We start from the raw sequence: 18954 nt of genomic DNA on the forward strand, positions 1-18954 counted from the left end.
GATAATCGAGATTCAAAATACGCCGACGTTTGCGTCGAATTTATAATTATGTTTTCAATTCAATGTTTATCGAACTTGCCTGGAGCTAATTTAGTTCTCTATCCTATTTGTTGCTGGATCATTTTCTGGTAACTCGTAGTCTTTCTGCTTTTTACCAAAAACAGAAACATTTACATATCTTTTTGGGTTTAAACGAAAATCCTGCAACAGTAAGTCTAACTCACGCGATGCATTATTTAAGTTATTATATAGTTCCTTATCATTCATAAGCAAACCAAGAGACCCATCACCATTTTCAATTTTTGCCGTAACCTGATCCAAACTAGCCATTGTAGATTCTAAACTCGCTAAAGTTCTTCCTAGTCCTGCTGAATTTAAAGAATCTGAAAGCTTTGCAAAATTAGCAGTCAACTGCTCAAAATTTTCGAAAGAGTTGTTCAACTTATCCTTATTTGTATCTAAAACTGAATTAAGTTGCGTTGCACTGCCATTAAGGCTAGTTATTAATGTATTTAAACCTCCTATAACTTCCTTCAATTCTTTTTTAGTCTTTTCATCTAAAACAGAATTCACATTGACCAAAACAGAGTCTGCTCCAGAAATAGCAGATTCAACCTTACGTACTAAAGGATTTAACTTCTGCTGTGCCAAGTCAGTAATACCCGGTCTAGTTTCTGTACGTAATGTATCGCCAGATTGTGCTAAAGCCTCGTCAAAAACGGGTTTTATTTGTAATCCTTTACCACCTATAATACCTGTATCATATAATTCAACGGTACTATTCTTTGAAAATTTGAACTCATTACCAACGGTAAAAGTTACCAATAAATTTCCCCTCTCATCTAAAAATTTGATATCATTGACCTTACCAACACTGAATCCGTTTATAGAAACAGTAGTACCAGATTGTAAGCCGCCTACATTAGGGTATACGGCAAAAAACGTTTTACTATTATCAAAAATAGGGGTCGACTTTAAATAGCTGAATCCCATGATGAACAGTAATATGCCACCAATTACGATAATTCCTGTTTTTAATTCTCTAGATAGTTTCAAGCAAATTTATTTTTAGTCCTCTCAAAATTATGAATAATATTGACACTTTATGGTCTAAAATTAGAAACCTCGTCAATTGCGTTTTGTATAGGAATTCTTTCTCCTAACTTATAAGCAACAATATAAGCAGTTGCATATCCTATTTCTTTAGCCTGGGTCTGCATCATTTTAGCCTCTCTATACGACCTTGTCTCCCCATACATATAGCGATACAAATTTTTATAAGGCTCTTGCGATAAGTTTGACAATCCTTTAAAGTTACTAGAATTAAGTGCAACATTCTTACTACTTGCCATTAATTGAATTTTAAAAACAATAGAATTTGCAACTTCTTTTTCATTTATTGCTTCTTTTACCTTGACCACAGATACATCAACTACTTCTTTGACCGCTTCACTTTTAGACGGTGTATCAACTTCTTTTGGTTTTTCTACTGCAGCAACTACCTCTTTAACAGGTTCAACAACAGTCTCTTTTACCGGTTCAACAACCACTTCTTTTTTAGCTTCTACCTTTTCTACAATTTCTTCTTTAATTGGCGGCGCTACTGGTTTTGTTACTACAGTTTCAATATCTTGTGTGGTTGGCTGAACACCTTCTTTATAATGCAAAATTGCTTTAGCTATTGCATCGCCCATTTCATTCTGACCTTTTGTAGAATTCAAATAAGCACCTTCATCCTTATTGGTCAAAAAGCCTGTTTCTACTAAAACACTAGGCATAAAGGTTTGGTGCAGCACAATAAATCCTGCTTGCTTTACTTTTCTATCTGTTCTTTTAAGTTGACTAGAGAAATTTTCTTGAATCATAGAAGCTAACGCTACACTTTGATCTAAAAATTCTTCTTGCATTATGGTAAGTCCTATAACAGATTCTGGTGAATTAATATCATAATCAGCATATCTATTCTCGTAATTGTCCTCTAAATAAATCACCGAGTTTTCTTTCTTAGCAATCTCAAAATTCTGTTTATTGGCATGAAGTCCTAAAACAAAGGTTCCCGCACCGTGTGCATCAGAGGTATGAGAATCGCAATGTACAGATACAAATAAATCAGCATTGGCTTTATTTGCCACTTCTCCCCTAACATATAAATCTATAAACGTATCGTCTTTACGCGTGTAAATGACTTTGATATCCTTATTCTTTGAAAGAATCTCACCTACTTTCAAAACTATATTCAAGGCTATTTTCTTTTCTAAGTAACCATTACCTAAGTTACCAGGATCATGACCACCGTGCCCGGCATCAAGAACAACAATAAATGGATCGTCTGATTGAATTTTCTCGTCAGACGGTGTAAAAGACAGTAGTAATAACGCTGTTGTTAATACTAAAGAAATGCTAAACAATTTTATTTTCATATGTGTTAGGGATTATATCGCCCTTTTAATGGTTAAATTTATTGTAAGACCCTACATACGGATTAAAAAATATATGTAAGTTTGACATCTTAAATAACGGCTCATTGGACCGCCAAACCTTTACAAAAATAGGATATATAGCCTTGCAATCAAACAAACAATACTTACTTTTCCTATTCGTGGTTATTGCCAGTGCTTTTTACGCCACTGGTCAAGAAGGTAAAATTACGACTCTTAATATCAAAGCAGATAGAGATTCAATAATCGCGCCATTGTTCCCACCAACCGCACTCAGAGACTCTATAGCCAATGATTCTTTAGTTGCCGACTCACTAAATCAAAAGCCACCTTTACTTTTAGACAAGATAAAATACAAAGCAAAAGATTACGTAAAGCTAAGTCAAAAAGAAAATAAAATTTATCTGTATAACGAAGCAGAAATCTATTATCAAGATACCGAACTTAAGGCAGGTATCATCATCATGGATTACATTAAAAATGAAGTCTATGCAGGTAGAATGGTAGATTCTTTGGGTAACTACAGTCAGCTCCCTTATTTTAAACAAGGCGAAAATATTGTTATACCAGATTCTATTCGTTTTAATTTCGACACACAGAAAGCTCTAATCTGGAACTCAAGAACAGAACAGCAAGCAGCTGCTGGATCACTTGGTAGTGATGCCATGAAAGTGTATGCAGAGATTACAAAGAAAGAAAATGACTCGGTTTATTTTTTAAGCGAAGGAAAATTAACCACTTCTACAGATACTATAAACCCTGATTATTACATACGTGTAAGAAAAGCAAAATTTGTACCCAAGAAAAAAGTAATTGCTGGCTTCAGTAATTTATACATTGCAGATGTACCTACGCCTATAGCCATGCCTTTCGCATATTTTCCACTTTCTCAAGGCAGGTCTGCAGGTATATTAATGCCTTCTTTTGGTAATGATCCGGACCAAGGTTATTTTCTGCAAGATATGGGATACTATGTTCCACTGGGTGATTATGCAGACATTACACTTTCAGGTGATTTTTATACCAATGGTAGTTATGGGTTTAGAACTGCATCTATTTATACAAAACGCTATAAATACAGAGGAAATGTTAATTTCAGGTTTGAAAATATTGTAAATAGCCAAAAAGGGTTTAGTGACTATAGTCTATCCCAAAATTATAATATTCAGTTCTCTCACTCACAAGATACCAAAGCAAGTCCTAACTCTAGGTTTTCTGCCTCTGTTAACTTGGGTAGTAGTGATTATTTTCAAAATTCATTACAACAACGTAATTTACCCAACACCCAAAATAATACTTTATCCTCCTCTATTTCCTACTCAAAGACGTTTCCAAATTATCCGTCTGTAAACATGAGTTTAACCGCTACGCATTCACAGCTAACAACAGCGGCAACAGACGACGAAGATGACGACGACAACATTAACATGACCTTACCAACATTTCAAGCAAGTGTTGAGCGTATATATCCTTTCGTAAAAAAAGACGGTGTTAAAAAGGGAATCATTGACAATATTAATTTTCAATACAGTGTTAACGCCCAGAATAGATTAACAACGAACGACGACGATTTTTTTACTTCAAAAATGTTCGACAACGCAAGAGTTGGTGCAAGCCATAGCATACCGGTAGCAACAAACTTTAAAGTAGCTAAATTTTTTAGTGTAAGTATGGGCGGTAGCTATGAAGATGTTTGGTCATTAGAAACCTACAACAGAAGCTACGATAATGAACTAGAAGAAGTTGTCATAGATACCGTTAGTGGATTTGATCGCTACAACACCTATAATTTTAGTGCAAGTATTGGTACCACCCTATACGGTACTTTCAATTTTGGCGAGGACAAAAGAATTCAAGCTATAAGACATACTGCGAGACCATCATTAAGCTATGGCTACGCCCCTTCTTTTGAACAGTTTTATGATGAGTATCTTGGTGAGGACGGAGTTGAAGTCCAATACAGCCGCTTTACAGGAACTCTCAATGGCGCACCTTCTTTAGGAAAATCTAATAGTTTAAGTTTCTCTTTAGCCAATACCTTAGAAGCAAAAGTGAGGGATAAGGATTCTACCAAAACAGAACCTAAGAAAATATCACTATTGAGTAATTTCAATATTTCTACGGGATATAATTTTGAATCTGATTCTCTACGACTTAACCCGTTAAGCATTAATGGAGGAACCAATATACTTGACAACAAAATGTCAATTAACTTTTCAGCAGGTTTAGATCCGTATGCTATTGACAATAACGGAACCAGAATAGACACTTGGAACATTGACAATGGCGGTAGTCTTTTTAGATTAACGAGAGCAAATGCCAATGTCTCATACTCCATTAGCAGTGAAATGTTCGGCAAAAAGAACAAAAAGGACAAAGACGAAGAAGAAGAACAAGACCCTTTTGATTACGTAGCTCAAAGTGGCGGTAGAGAAGATGACCTATTTGGTAGGGCAGACGATTTTAATTCTAACCCCATCAAAAAGGATGATAAGGGTTCTGACGTTGAAAATCCCATATTCGGAACCAAAATTCCGTGGAACTTTAGGCTTGCCTATTCTGCAAACTACAGTAATTCTGCACGTCAAAATGAATTTAGCAGTCACTCTTTAATGTTTTCCGGAGACATAGAACTTGCACCACGTTGGTCTGTTGGCGGCTCTTCTGGTTATGATTTCAAAAACCAAGGATTTACATTAACACAACTACGTTTTCAACGAGATTTAAAGAGTTTTACCATGCGCTTTAATTGGACACCGTTTGGAACTTACAAAAGATGGTACTTCTTCATAGGTATAGATTCATCTATACTTAAAGACCTTAAGTGGGAAAATAGAAGCCAAAACTAACACCTAAATTCTAAAGAAATGAAGAAAACAATAAACACAGAGAACGCTCCAGCACCTATAGGACCTTACAATCAAGCAACATTGAGTAATGGCACTTTATATATTTCCGGTCAAATTCCTTTAAACCCTAAAAGTGGAGAATTGGTTTCTGGAGATATAAAATTAGAAACAAAGCAGTCTATGGAAAATTTAAAGGCCATTTTAACCGAAGCTGAAATGACCTTTGACAATGTTGTTAAATCGTCTATTTTTCTTAGTGATATGAATCAGTTCACTGAAGTAAACGAAGTTTATGCATCTTATTTTAATGCAGAAACAGCACCGGCAAGAGAAACAGTAGAAGTTGCAAATTTACCTAAGTTTGTAAATGTTGAAATTTCTATGATTGCCGTAAAGTAGTATTTTACATATTAGCTTTATGAAATTCTACCAAACCTTCAATAGGCTTTTGTCTAATTACGCCAACTATTAAATCGTTTCTAAGCAATACAGTGGTTAATTCTTCTTTTAAATAATAAGCTATACTACCCACAAAATTGATAGGCACTTTTGTAGCAAGCTCAAATTGCATTACGTAATTATTGATGAACTGCTGAAAACCTTTATCAATAACCCCTTTAGAATAAGGGTGGTCTTTGTTCTCAATTAAAAAACGAGCAAAGGTTGCTAAATAGGTATTTGGATTAGGTTGCTTGTATAAATTCTCTTTAATAACATCGGCATCCAAATCATGTTGCTTAGCAAATTTATGCGCTAAATCTGCAGGCATCTTATGAAAGTAATAGTCACGTATTAATTTACGGCCAAAAAAGTTTCCACTACCATCATCCATAGGTATATACCCTAATGATGTCACTTTTTGAAACAGTTGGTTACCATCATAATAACTACAATTAGAACCTGTACCTAAAATACAAACGATACCTTGATGACCAACTTTTGTTGTAGCAAATATGGCAGCATACGTATCTTCTTTTACATCTGCTTTGGCATTTGGAAAAAAGTCTTTAAAAATTGCTTTCAAGAACAACTTCATACGATCGGTTCCACAACCTGCACCGTAAAAATAAAGATGAGTTACTTTTTCTCTATTCTTAGAAATTTCAAAATTATTCGCTAAACGATCTTCAATAACATCTTTCGTCAATACTTCAGGACTAAGACCTAAAGTCTGTGTTAAAAAAAGTTGTTCGCCACTTTCATCTAATGCAATCCAATCTGACTTGGTTGCACCACTATCTACTATTAAAATCATATACCGAATGTCTTTAAAAAATAATCCTGAAAATAAGGAAAAACCGCCTCATTTTCAGGATATATCTTTGTTATACTAAAATGAAGGTTATAGTGTATTAACGTGCTGCATTAAGTCTACCATTTTGTTGGAGAAACCAGCTTCGTTATCATACCAAGAAATTAATTTAAAGAAACCAGAGTTAAGCTCTATACAAGCCTCTGCATCAAAAACACTAGTTCTTGGATCACTTACAAAATCTTGAGAAACAACAGCTTCATCAGTATAACCTAATACACCTTTAAGCTCACCTTCAGACGCAGCTTTGAAAGCTTTTTTAATTTCCTCTAAAGAAGTTTGCTTACTAGTTCTTACAGTTAAATCTACTACAGAAACATCTGCAGTTGGCACTCTAAATGCCATACCTGTAAGCTTACCCGTTAAAGCAGGTATAACTTTAGTTACCGCAATTGCAGCACCAGTAGTCGAAGGAATAATGTTCAACATTGCAGAACGACCTAAACGGTAGTTTTTTCTAGAAGGTGAATCTACAGTAAACTGAGTAGAAGTACTTGCGTGAATTGTTGTCATCAACGCTTCTTCTATACCAAAGTTATCGTTTAAAACCTTAGCAACAGGAGCCAAACAGTTTGTAGTACAAGATGCATTAGAAACAATTGTATCAGATGCTTTTACCTCTTTATGATTTACACCCATTACAAACATTGGTGCATCTTTAGAAGGAGCAGAAATAACTACTTTTTTAGCACCACCGTCAATATGGTATTGAGCCGTTTCTAAAGTTGTAAAGATACCTGTACATTCTGCAACAGTATCTGCACCAACAGCATCCCACTTAATATTTTTTGGATCTCTTTCTGCAGTAATACGTACTGTTTTACCATTTACTACCAAGTTACCATCTTTAACCTCTACAGTACCATCAAATTTACCGTGAACAGAATCATACTTTAACAAGTAAGCCAAGTGCTCAACATCTAACAAATCATTGATTGCAACTACATCAACATCACCACGCTTAATCGTAGTTCTGAAGACTAATCTACCAATTCTACCAAATCCGTTTATTCCTATTTTCATATTTGACATTTTTCTATTTTTATCGTTTATTATTAAGTCGTCATTATTTCTGAAACTCTTATAAGTTCCTTATCAATTTTTGTATGTCCTTTAATTGCTTTGTTAATAGGGGTCAACGTAAGCTTGTTATCTTGAATACCCACCATTAGGTTGGTCTTACCTTCTAATAACGCTTCTACCGCCTTTACTCCCATCCTACTAGCAAGAACACGATCATAACAAGATGGCGCACCTCCTCTTTGCATATGACCTAGTACAGAAACACGTACATCATATATTGGTAAATGTTCTTCAACATATTCCTTTAGTTCAAATACATTTTTACCAGATTTATCACCTTCGGCAACAATTACGATACTTGAAGATTTACCAGATTCTTTACTTCTTTTTAAAGACTCTAGCAATCTATCCAATCCTAAATTTTCTTCAGGAATCAAAATTTCTTCAGCACCTGCACCAACACCTGCATTTAATGCTATGTGCCCAACATCTCTACCCATAACTTCTACGAAGAAAAGTCTATTATGGGAACTTGCCGTATCTCTAATTTTATCAATACACTCTACAACAGTATTTAATGCTGTATCAAACCCTAAAGTGAAGGTAGTACCAAAAATATCGTTATCAATAGTACCAGGAATACCAATTACGGGGAAGTTATATTCTCTATTGAAAATCATACCACCTGTAAAACTACCATCACCACCAATAACTACAAATGCATCTATACCAGCCTTTACTAGTTGCTCGTGAGCAGTTTTTCTTCCTTCGGGCGTTCTAAAATCATCGCAACGTGCAGATTTAAGAATAGTACCGCCTTTATTAATAATATTGTTTACGCTACGCGCATCCATAGGTTTAAAATCCCCCTCAATCATACCTTGGTACCCTCTGTAGACCGCAACGCAATCTACCTTCATATAGGCACACGTACGAACAACTGATCTTATGGCTGCATTCATACCTGGTGAATCACCCCCTGAAGTCAGTACTGCTATTTTTTTTATTTCTGAAGACATTGAAAAATTTAAGCCAACGAAATTAAGAAATCTTGTTTAAAAACGGAATAAAACGGAGTCGCATTTTAAGAAAAAATCAACGAAAAGGATTTCGCTGTAACAGATTAATAGTCAAATTCTTAAAATTTGTTATTTATTCACAAAGAGAGAAGTGTTTATCTGTTAATTTAATGATTTAGGCTTATCGTAAAAACGAATTAAACTATCATTACCCATGACCGAAGATGGGTTTTGAATTTCTTTTACAGGCGCTTCTTCAACCTCAGGTTTAGTAGCCAAAATCTTTTGAAAGAGTTCCTTAAAATTATTGAAATCTACCTCATAAGAAATTCCCGCACCTTGAGTGGAACCTTGTTGATCTGACAAATACGCCTGTATCTCACTTTGCCTACTAAAGAAATTCGCACTTAAGGTACCTTCTTCATTTAACAAAACCTGTATTTCAAAATCACCGGCCACTAAAGTTTCACTAGATGCACCAACCGGCACGCCTACTTTACCGTTGAACAGTATCCTATCCGATATTTGGGTGGATACCGTTACCCCTATTCTATCATCTGTTTCTATATCTGCCGATCGATCCAATATACCTTGCTCATAAGATAGACCAAGATTAAACTTATCGTTACCGCCACTTAAGATAGAATTTAATATACTAGATGCACTTTGCACCAAATTACCTGTAATTGCCTGTTGGTTAATACCGCTCTGAGAATTTACGAAAGTACCTTGAGCCAATAGGAATATAGCATTTTTCTCTTCTACGGTTGGATCCTGCAAACGATATTCTAATTCCGATTTAACAATAGAGTTCGTACCCGGAAAATCAATACCAAAATCGATATCAGGTTTTTGAAGTTGTCCCGTTAAACTGATTATTACGTCTGTAGGGATTCTTCTCGTAAATCCTGCATCATCAAGTAAAGGTGCAGGGTTCGCATTTAAGGAATATACCGCCTCCATATCTAAAATTGCCTCTAACGGCTTTTGATCCCAATTTATAGTACCACCGGGTTCCACCTTAAATTTCTTATCAATGATGCCACCAAACTTATAATTGAATTCACCTGTAACCACAACATAATCACCGTACATTTCAAATTTGCCATTAGTGTTGATCTGTATTAATATAATACCCACCCCTGTACCTTTCAGAGAGCTACCTGTTTTAGTATCGGTCACAATTTCAACTTCGGCATCAGGAGTAACGTCAAGGTTAAATTCCAGTTCCAGACCTTGGTAATCTTTTAACTGAAGTTTGCTTTCAATACGTTGCTTATCCTTCTTTTCTAAAAAATTAATAAACGAGTAATCACCAACACTGGCAACATCACTCAAAGGTATTTTCAGAGAAGTTCCTTTAGCCGTAGACCCATCTACAGTTATATTCAAAGCAGTAGTAGGTCCATAAATACGACCTGTTCCATTTAAATACCCGTCGCCATAATACAAATCACCTTCCTTAAATTCGGTATTCAGAATTAAGAATCTATCATTCTTGGTATCTACATTTAGATCCAAAACCCAATCCTTGAAAAAACTATGGGTTATAGTACCGTCAAGATTTGCGCGTGTACTCTTTGCCACATCTTCCAATGCTATATTTTCAAAGTCGAAAGTCTGATTTTTAAGTATTACTCTTGAGCGTGGAGCAAAACCATAATCAACATTTAAATAGGGTACAGCAATGCCCGCATTATCCAGAGTCAGCAATCCGTTAAAATCAGGATTGTCAACATTGCCTTCTATCTGAACCCTACCATCAATATCTCCACGTATATTATCTATAACCCCTTCACCCAATGGGCTAAACGGGTCTAAACTAAAATTACTAAAATTGGCTATCAGGTTAGCTTTAGGTATTTCTCCTTTATTTTCAATACTACCTACTACACTGAATTTTTCTACATTATTGTCTGACAATTGTGAATTTACTTGAAACTCAGATAAATCTTTATTCCCAATAATATTAATTGCCAAATCTCCTAAAGGAATACTGTTAATACCGAAATCAACAATATTCAAATTTGATGATGGCAAATAGATACCATCTTTTTGAAGGACGTTCAAAGTACCGTTAACCTCTCCCTGTAATTTAAGACTATCTATTACAGGTGTTATTTTATCCAAGGATACAATTTTAAACTGAAGCTGCAGATCCTTATAGGTTGAATCTGCCAATTGCCCCTTTAATCTAATTTGCTCTTTCTCTTCGTTGTTCATTACAATTTCTTGAATTGTAATACTATCTAAAGACCTATTTAATATAACCTTGTTCTTTGTATCACCATCTTTATTCAACACCCATTTGTTGCCTTTGAAATTTACATCTGATGTTTTAAGACCTATTACAGATTTGTTATCCTTATTAAATGTGTGATAGAAGTTAAGATTATAAGAATCGTTAAACTCACTACCACCCTTGAATTCAGACCTAAAGAATAACGTATCTTTTAATGTGGTATTAATTAGGTTAAAATCTTTAAAATTATAATAAGGTGTATCTAACTCACTTACGGAAACATATGTATTGAACAGCGGGTTCTTATTATCAATTCTAACCTCTATACTATCGGCAGCTGTACCGAAAGCCTCTATACTTGGAGAAGCAAAATTGAGCTTAAAATCACCATCATCAGCCACAATATTACCTTTTATAAAAGTATTTGGATCAAAACGAACCTCAGGAAAAAACACATCTACAATCTTATTATATATTTTAAAATTGAAGGAAAGGTTCTGACCATCAGAAATCTCAAAGGGTCTGTAATTAGTGTAAATACTACCCAAAGAGTTTTGCACGAGTTTACCCAACTCTTTAACCTTAAAATTACCTTTCATAAAACCGGTAATGATATCAGGTGAGTTGATATTTATAGTTCGTTCGCGATCTTCGCCAAAGCTAGAAGTCACCGCAAAATCTTCAAAATAATAGGTGTCATTTACGTTTTGATAGCTTGTTTGTGTAAAATTTATATCTCCCGTAATATTATCTAGCGTAGTACCTGTGATATCCATACTTACATTACCCTTGAACACAGAAACGCTGTCATTGATGATATTCAACTTCTTTAAATCAGCATAATCTACAGAGGCAATAAAGTTGAAATTATTTCTAGCTTCCGCAACATTGGCAAGACCTTTAAAATCAAATTTGAAATTCTCGTCATTACTGATCAAAGACCCATCAAACAACTGATCTTTAATAATACCCGAAACACGTAAATCTTGGTAATTATACTTATTAAATTCTATAGAATATATTTGCCCTATAACCTCAGTATTTAGCTTCTCTTTTACAAAGCCCTTACCTTCCACATTAAAATCTAAAGTTGTCTTACCAAGGTTTTTATTCTCTGCAAAATCACCCAAATCAAAATCTATCAAAGAAATAAATCCTTTATAAGTTGCATTGTCAATATTATTGAAATCACTTAAAACGATATCAGCATAACTACTACCAACGGCAGTATTTAAGTTTACTTTTGCAGCTATAGAAGAATTGGTAATAAACGCATTACCACGTATTGTAAATTGTCCAAGTTTACTAAAAGATGATGGCAACGATTTACCGATTAAATTAGGCAACAAAGCATTTAATTGATAATAACTACTTGTTACGTTTTTCATTTCAGCATTTAAGCTAAAAGGCTTTTGCTTATTAAATAAGTTTTTAAAATTAAAATCGCCACGTATACCGGTATCATCAGAAAACAGAAAAAGATCATCAGTATTAAGATCATTTAAAACCCCGTTTACATTGGCATTGAACGTTACTCCTTTTCCTTTACCAAATTCATTGTACAACAAATTGACTTCATCAAAAGCCACCTTAGACTCTTTAAACTCTGCTACAACATTAACCTTGTTCAAAAAATCTGCAAAATCTTTACGATCATAGTTAAACACCAAGTTACCGTCTAAAGCAGAAAGCGGAGTATTTATTTTCAAAGAATCAAAACGCATTTGTTGTTTTGTATACTTGAAATTTGTCGCTAATCTATCTACTTTTAATCCTCTTTTACTGAAGAAAGACATTTCTTGAATATCTGCAGAAACCTCAGGACCTAGAATTAAAAAATCTCCTGCATTAATATTAAGACTATCAAAATTTAAGACAGTCGCATTATTTAAATTTTCATCAATATATTTAAACCTGCTATTTTCAATGTCAACCTTGGATGATGAAAGTCTAAATGGTGGTGTACCAGGAGCTCTAGGATTGCCACTATCAAGTTTATCTACAAAAACCTCAAGGTTAGTATTGGTTTCACCGAAATACCTTTTAAGCTTAAAGTTTAATTTATCAACTTCAATATCTCCAAATTCTAAATTTCCCTGTACCAAATTATTAATACTTAAAACAGAAGTTTTAAGCTCATTTACATAGAATAAAGTGTCTTGTTTGTAATCTTCTATAAAAACACCCTCTAAACCTGTATTCCATGAAATTAAAGAAACTTTTAATCGCTCAATATTGATATGCGTACCATATTGATCGTTAATTTTTTTCGTAGCAAACTGCGCCAGCAAGGTCTGTACCACTGGCAATGAAAAAATGATGGTACCTAAAACACATATCAGCACAAGCACCAATAATGTTCTCACCAATATTTTTCTCAGTTTTTTGATAGGTCTTTATGTTTTACCTTTGTTGCTCAAATTTTATTCCAAATATGTCTGAACACGATACAATTTATATACTTGCTATAGAATCTTCTTGTGACGACACTTCTGCGGCAGTTTTAATGAACGATAAAGTGCTCAGTAATGTTGTGGCTACCCAGGCTATTCACGAAGAATACGGAGGGGTTGTACCAGAACTTGCTTCAAGAGCGCATCAACAAAATATAGTCCCTGTCGTTCATCAAGCCATAGCCAAAGCAAATATCGATAAAAAACAATTATCAGCCATAGCATTTACACGCGGACCTGGACTAATGGGCTCATTACTTGTAGGCACTTCATTTGCAAAATCTTTATCATTAGGTTTACAAATACCACTCATTGAGGTTAACCACATGAAAGCCCATATTTTAGCTCATTTTATAGATGACGAAACTATGAAGGCACCGTCATTTCCTTTTTTGGCACTCACCATAAGTGGAGGTCACACACAGATTGTTCAAGTCAACGATTTCTTTGACATGAAAATTATTGGACAAACTTTAGATGATGCGGTTGGTGAAGCATTTGACAAAAGTGCTAAAATTTTAGGTCTACCCTACCCTGGCGGACCTTTGATAGACAAATATGCCGCAACAGGCAACCCTAATAAATTTGAATTTACCATACCCAATGTTAAAGATTTAGATTTTAGTTTCAGCGGGTTGAAAACTAATATTTTATATTTTATACAAAGACAAACGAAAGAAAATCCAAATTTCATAAAGGACAATCTTGAGGATATCTGTGCCTCTATTCAGTATACGATCATCACTATATTGATGAGAAAATTAAAAAAAGCCGTAAAGCAAACAGGCATAAAAGAAATTGCCATTGGCGGCGGAGTATCGGCAAATTCCGGAATTAGAAATGCGCTAACTGAAACACAGTCAAGGTACGGATGGAAAACTTATACCCCTAAATTTGAGTATTGCACTGATAATGCTGCCATGATAGGCATTGTAGGCTATCAAAAATATAAAAACGAGAAATTTTCTCAACAAGATGTAACTGCTAAAGCCAGGTATGTTATATCCTAGTTTTTAAAACAACCCACATGCAATTATTTTACAATTCAGATATTAAACCCACAGATGCTACTTTCATTTTTGATAGTAACGAAAGTAAGCACATCATCAAAGTTTTGAGAAAAAAAAATGGTGATCAGTTGTGGATTACAAATGGAAATGGCTACTTATTTGAAGCAAAAATAATTGGCGATAATTTAAAAAAATGTGAGGTTGAACTTGTATCCTCAAAGAAAACTCATCCAAAATCGCATTGGTTACACATAGCAGTTGCACCAACAAAAATGAATGATCGTTTTGAATGGTTTTTAGAAAAAGCTACCGAAATAGGCATTGATGAAATAACACCCATTATTTGTGTAAGATCAGAACGCAAAGTATTAAAACTAGAGCGTATGCAGCGTGTGCTAGAATCAGCTATGAAGCAATCTTTACAAACATATTTACCTAAACTAAACGAACCCATTAGTTTCTCTGAATTTTTAGAAAAACCAGCAGCTGAACTACAATTCATTGCGCATTGCGAAGACACAGAGCGGCATGAACTTAAAAGAAGGGTTGCAGCAGATAAAGATGTTACCATTTTAATAGGTCCTGAAGGTGATTTTTCTCCCGAAGAAATAAAGAATGCAATGCAAAAAGGCTATGCACCTGTTGCCATGGGCAAAACAAGATTAAGAACAGAAACAGCTGCAATTGTAGCCTGTACCATTATAGCGACAATAAATAATGGCTAATTTTATATAACTGCATTAACCGCTCCTATTATATCACCATTTCTGTTTTCTATAAGCAACATGAGCACAAGCGCTTCTTTGTTTTTAACAATTGAAGGAATATTTATGCCCCCAACAAGACTATTATCCTCAATTTTTACACTCTTTTCTGCTACCACAATGTTAGAATTCACTAATGTTCTTTGTCTATTCTCTCCTCTTTTTACTTGTGTAGTTCTTTCGTTTAATACCAAAACAGCTCTTACAGTTTTACCTGATGTATCCCCAACAATACTATAATCAAAATTTACTTTATCAATTCCTCTATTTAAATTTTGAACAATAAATTGGTTTTCTGATTTCACAGCAGAATATTTATTGATAGCGCTTATAACCTTGCCCCTATTTGAACCTACCAAATGTTCTTTCCCATTAACCACCAGTTCTGGCGTATAATTACCTCTATACCCAAACTTTCTATTATAACTGCTTTGCTTTTCAGTAAACTCTTTATTGCTAAATGGATCAGTCCAACCTATATAATTCCAATAATCAACATGGTAACTAAGTACAAATACATTTTCAGGATACTTAATCTTTACTTCTTGCAACAAATCATCGGCTGGCGGACAACTAGAACAACCCTGTGAGGTAAAGAGCTCTAACACTACCATTCCGTTCAATACATTTTCTGAATACTTTGAAGAAAAAGCATCATCAACTTTATTATCTTTACTCGGTTGAGATTTAATAAAGGAGGTTAATAAAAGACCTGCTCCCATAAACAATAGAACAATTATTTTTTTATGTAACATAATAGTATAATTAGGTATTCTATTATTCGAATTAAAATGAAAAAACTTACAATTTATCTTGCTTTAACCCTGTTGTTCTTCTGTTTTCAGATGTCATCACAAGAATTAGCTATTTTAAAATATCAAGGTGGTGGAGATTGGTATGCCAACCCAACTGCATTACCTAACTTAATTAAATTTTGCAATAATAATATTGACACAACCATTAACAGCAAACCTGAAACTGTAGAAGTTGGCAGTAGTTCCATTTTTCAATACCCTTACTTACATATGACCGGGCATGGTAATGTTGTATTTTCAGATGAGGAATTAGACAATTTAAGAAATTACCTATTATCTGGCGGTTTTTTACATATTGATGATAATTATGGTATGAAGCCTTACATCACCAGAGAAATTAAAAGGCTTTTTCCAGATACCCCTTTGGAAGAGTTAGGTGCAGAACATCAAATTTTTAAAAACATATATTCTTTTCCAAAAGGATTACCAAAAATTCATGAGCATGATGGGCAGCGCCCGCAAGCATTTGCCATATCAATAAACAATAGAATTGTATTATTATTTACATCAGAATCAGATTTAGGTGATGGCTGGGAAGACCCTACTGTACATAACGACCCTGTAGAGGTTAGAGAAAAAGCGCTGCAAATGGGAGCTAATATCATAACTTATGCCTTTAAAAATTAATCAATGACCTCAAAAACCATATCGCAAGGCATACTAAGAGCAATAGGAGTACTAGTTGGCATTACTCTTTTATTATACTTCTTATACACTATACAATCTGTTATAGCCTACTTGGCAATTGCCGCTGTTACGGCGTTAATAGGCAGCCCTTTAGTTCGTTTTTTTAGATTACGACTTAAACTACCAAATATTCTAGCCGTCATTATAACCATGCTTTTAATGGTTGGGATCTTGGTGGGTATTGTAGCCTTGTTTATACCATTGTTAACCGAGCAAGGCAAGAACCTTTCTTTACTTGACATAGATGAACTACAAAAAAGCTTAAACACATTAAATCATCAAATAACAAATTACTTAGGGCTTTCATCACATATAGTTGAAGATGTAATTGATGATTCTGGTCTAGAACAAAATATACTACAAGGCTTAGATATAGGCTTTATTCCAAATTTTTTAAATTCCTTTTTAAATATCTTGAGCACGGCAAGTATTGGATTGTTTTCAGTACTCTTTATTTCATTTTTCTTTTTAAAGGACAGTAAATTATTTGAACATGGCTTATTAATATTCGTGCCATTAGACAAGAAGAAAGGCACCACCAATTCAATTGGAAAAATTAATGGATTATTGTCAAGATACTTTGTTGGTCTACTACTTCAAATTTTCATTCTATTTGTAATCTACACCATAGTTTTATTAATTGTTGGTATTGAAAATGCTGTAGTTATAGCATTTCTTTGCGCCCTTTTTAATATCATTCCCTATATAGGACCTATAATAGGTGGTGTTATTATGTTGACATTGACCATGACGAGTAATTTAGGTTCAGATTTTAGCGAAGTAATATTACCAAAAACGGGCTATGTATTTATAGGATTGCTAATTGGGCAATTAGTAGATAATTTTTTCTCTCAACCTTTTATATTTTCCAATAGTGTAAAATCTCATCCTCTAGAGATTTTCTTAGTTATTATCATTGCGGGTTTATTATTTGGCACCGTAGGTATGATAGTTGCTGTTCCTGGCTATACTGCATTAAAAGTTATTTTGAAAGAATTCCTTTCTGATAACCAAATAGTAAAATCTTTGACCCATAATCTCTAGATTGTCGTGAATTTAGAAATTACAACCAGTGAAGCACAAAAGTTTATAGATACTAATCTAAAGAACGATGTTCACAAAATTATCCTTTCAAAACCAAGGTTCAAAAATATAACCCAGAAAGAATTAGTTGAACAAATTGAGTCGAAATTAAAAGCAAAAACAAAATTACCTACATGGTATAAAGCAAAAAACATATACTACCCCAACAAACTTAATCTTTCACAGACTTCATCAGAAATTACAGCAAATTACAAAGCGTCGTTAGTAGAAGGAGATATTTTGATTGATGTAACTGGTGGTTTTGGCGTAGATTCATTAGCATTTTCCAAAAAAGTAAACCAAGTTTTCCATATCGAAAAAAACAAAACACTATCAAAAATTGCCGATTATAATTTTACCCAAATGGGTATTTCAAACATAAAATGCGTTGCAGACGATGGATTAACCTTCTTAAACAACACATCTAAAACCTATAATTGGCTTTATATTGACCCATCTAGAAGAGACAAAGACAACAAAAAAGTATATTACTTGTCTGATTGCGAACCAAACGTAGTAAGCAACATGGACCTTTTATTGTCAAAATCTTCTAATCTAATTATTAAAACCGGACCATTATTAGATATTAAGAGTGGATTAAAAGAATTAAACCATGTAAAAGAGATACACATTATAGCTATCAACAATGATGTAAAGGAAATTTTATGGTTAATTGAAAAAGACTTTAGTAGTGAAGCTTTTATAAAAACAATGAATTTTAAGTCAAGTAATGTACAGCAGTTTAATTTCTATTTAAGCGATGAAGTAAATGCAATACCTAAATATTCAGAACCATTAAGCTATATATATGAGCCAAATGCATCTATTTTAAAATCTGGCTCGTTTCAGTATTTAGGAAATCACTTCAACCTAAATAAAATTCACCCCAATTCTCACCTTTACACATCAGAAAAATTAATTGAGTTCCCAGGGCGAACATTCAAAGTTGAACATATTTATGATTACTCTAAAAAATCATTAAAAAAATCAGGCATTAAAAAAGCCAATATCACTACAAGGAATTTCCCAGATTCTGTAGCCGAAATCAGAAAAAAACTCGCACTTAAAGACGGTGGAAAAAACTACCTATTCTGTACCACAAAATTAGATGGAAATTTAATAGTAATTTCTTCTTTTCAAATTTAAACGCTTTAAAAAGTACATCCATATATTTTTACCAGGCTTTGCTTTCAAGCAATTTTTGAGTACAAAAAACCACCTACTACAACGTTGTAAATTTGAAATTTTATGTAGTTTTT

14 protein-coding genes are annotated in these 18954 nt (G+C 33.9%); 7 read left to right on the forward strand and 7 right to left on the reverse strand.

Annotated elements, in window-relative coordinates; genetic code table 11:
• Window positions 1-90: 90 nt before the first annotated feature.
• Window positions 91-1056 (reverse strand): MlaD family protein, encoded by a 966-nt coding sequence (locus PXD56_RS14355; RefSeq protein ID WP_276494031.1) that lies wholly within the window; start codon window positions 1054-1056, stop codon window positions 91-93.
• 47 nt (window positions 1057-1103) lie between these two features.
• Entirely contained in the window at window positions 1104-2420 is a 1317-nt protein-coding gene (locus PXD56_RS14360) for an N-acetylmuramoyl-L-alanine amidase family protein (protein WP_276494032.1), read from the reverse strand.
• A gap of 104 nt (window positions 2421-2524) precedes the next feature.
• Between PXD56_RS14360 and PXD56_RS14365 the strand changes: the two genes are divergently transcribed.
• Window positions 2525-5287: a putative LPS assembly protein LptD gene (locus PXD56_RS14365; protein ID WP_276494033.1), complete on the forward strand. Its 2763-nt coding sequence runs from the start codon at window positions 2525-2527 to the stop codon at window positions 5285-5287.
• An 18-nt stretch (window positions 5288-5305) separates the two neighbouring features.
• Window positions 5306-5686 carry a RidA family protein gene (locus PXD56_RS14370; RefSeq protein WP_276494034.1) on the forward strand — a complete coding sequence of 127 codons (381 nt, stop codon included), beginning with the start codon at window positions 5306-5308 and terminating at the stop codon, window positions 5684-5686.
• A gap of 4 nt (window positions 5687-5690) precedes the next feature.
• On the opposite strand, the gene PXD56_RS14375 is transcribed toward PXD56_RS14370, so the two are convergent.
• The 4 genes from PXD56_RS14375 to PXD56_RS14390 form a co-directional block, all read right to left on the reverse strand.
• Window positions 5691-6542, reverse strand: coding sequence for an N-acetylglucosamine kinase (locus tag PXD56_RS14375; RefSeq protein WP_276494035.1), 852 nt, complete (start codon window positions 6540-6542; stop codon window positions 5691-5693).
• A gap of 87 nt (window positions 6543-6629) precedes the next feature.
• Window positions 6630-7631 (reverse strand): type I glyceraldehyde-3-phosphate dehydrogenase, encoded by a 1002-nt coding sequence (gene gap, locus PXD56_RS14380; protein ID WP_276494036.1) that lies wholly within the window; start codon window positions 7629-7631, stop codon window positions 6630-6632.
• 23 nt (window positions 7632-7654) lie between these two features.
• Window positions 7655-8641 carry a 6-phosphofructokinase gene (gene pfkA, locus PXD56_RS14385; protein ID WP_276494037.1) on the reverse strand — a complete coding sequence of 329 codons (987 nt, stop codon included), beginning with the start codon at window positions 8639-8641 and terminating at the stop codon, window positions 7655-7657.
• Between the two features lie 162 nt (window positions 8642-8803).
• The gene (locus PXD56_RS14390; protein WP_476703481.1) at window positions 8804-13273 is read right to left on the reverse strand and encodes a translocation/assembly module TamB domain-containing protein; all 4470 of its coding nucleotides are present in this window, start codon (window positions 13271-13273) and stop codon (window positions 8804-8806) included.
• Window positions 13274-13317: 44 nt separating this feature from the next.
• Between PXD56_RS14390 and tsaD the strand changes: the two genes are divergently transcribed.
• Complete coding sequence (tsaD, locus tag PXD56_RS14395) at window positions 13318-14346, forward strand: tRNA (adenosine(37)-N6)-threonylcarbamoyltransferase complex transferase subunit TsaD (protein ID WP_276494039.1); 1029 nt, start codon at window positions 13318-13320, stop codon at window positions 14344-14346.
• A 17-nt stretch (window positions 14347-14363) separates the two neighbouring features.
• On the forward strand, window positions 14364-15071 hold the full coding sequence (locus tag PXD56_RS14400; RefSeq protein WP_276494040.1) for a 16S rRNA (uracil(1498)-N(3))-methyltransferase: 708 nt from the start codon (window positions 14364-14366) through the stop codon (window positions 15069-15071).
• Between the two features lie 2 nt (window positions 15072-15073).
• Here the strand turns inward: PXD56_RS14400 and PXD56_RS14405 are convergent, their stop codons facing one another.
• A complete protein-coding gene (locus tag PXD56_RS14405; protein WP_276494041.1) occupies window positions 15074-15865 on the reverse strand; it encodes a DUF1223 domain-containing protein in 792 nt (263 codons plus the stop codon).
• Window positions 15866-15901: 36 nt separating this feature from the next.
• On the opposite strand from PXD56_RS14405, the gene PXD56_RS14410 reads away from it, so the two are divergent.
• From PXD56_RS14410 to PXD56_RS14420, 3 genes are read left to right on the forward strand one after another with little or no spacing between them, the layout of a single operon-like run.
• The gene (locus PXD56_RS14410; protein WP_276494042.1) at window positions 15902-16552 is read left to right on the forward strand and encodes a DUF4159 domain-containing protein; all 651 of its coding nucleotides are present in this window, start codon (window positions 15902-15904) and stop codon (window positions 16550-16552) included.
• Between the two features lie 3 nt (window positions 16553-16555).
• The gene (locus PXD56_RS14415) at window positions 16556-17656 is read left to right on the forward strand and encodes an AI-2E family transporter (protein WP_276494043.1); all 1101 of its coding nucleotides are present in this window, start codon (window positions 16556-16558) and stop codon (window positions 17654-17656) included.
• A gap of 6 nt (window positions 17657-17662) precedes the next feature.
• Window positions 17663-18841, forward strand: a complete 1179-nt coding sequence (locus PXD56_RS14420; RefSeq protein ID WP_276494044.1) for a THUMP-like domain-containing protein — start codon at window positions 17663-17665, stop codon at window positions 18839-18841.
• Window positions 18842-18954: the final 113 nt, after the last annotated feature.

The organism is Maribacter zhoushanensis (assembly GCF_029350975.1).
GTDB lineage: Bacteria > Bacteroidota > Bacteroidia > Flavobacteriales > Flavobacteriaceae > Maribacter > Maribacter zhoushanensis.

Bases quoted from the DNA above. Each gene is read 5' to 3' on its own strand.
- PXD56_RS14360 (WP_276494032.1), bottom strand. From the start codon at position 2,420: ATGAAAATAAAATTGTTTAGCATTTCTTTAGTATTAACAACAGCGTTA.
- PXD56_RS14370 (WP_276494034.1), top strand. From the start codon at position 5,306: ATGAAGAAAACAATAAACACAGAGAACGCTCCAGCACCTATAGGACCT.
- PXD56_RS14375 (WP_276494035.1), bottom strand. From the start codon at position 6,542: ATGATTTTAATAGTAGATAGTGGTGCAACCAAGTCAGATTGGATTGCA.
- gap (WP_276494036.1), bottom strand. From the start codon at position 7,631: ATGTCAAATATGAAAATAGGAATAAACGGATTTGGTAGAATTGGTAGA.
- pfkA (WP_276494037.1), bottom strand. From the start codon at position 8,641: ATGTCTTCAGAAATAAAAAAAATAGCAGTACTGACTTCAGGGGGTGAT.
- tsaD (WP_276494039.1), top strand. From the start codon at position 13,318: ATGTCTGAACACGATACAATTTATATACTTGCTATAGAATCTTCTTGT.
- PXD56_RS14400 (WP_276494040.1), top strand. From the start codon at position 14,364: ATGCAATTATTTTACAATTCAGATATTAAACCCACAGATGCTACTTTC.
- PXD56_RS14405 (WP_276494041.1), bottom strand. From the start codon at position 15,865: ATGTTACATAAAAAAATAATTGTTCTATTGTTTATGGGAGCAGGTCTT.
- PXD56_RS14410 (WP_276494042.1), top strand. From the start codon at position 15,902: ATGAAAAAACTTACAATTTATCTTGCTTTAACCCTGTTGTTCTTCTGT.
- PXD56_RS14415 (WP_276494043.1), top strand. From the start codon at position 16,556: ATGACCTCAAAAACCATATCGCAAGGCATACTAAGAGCAATAGGAGTA.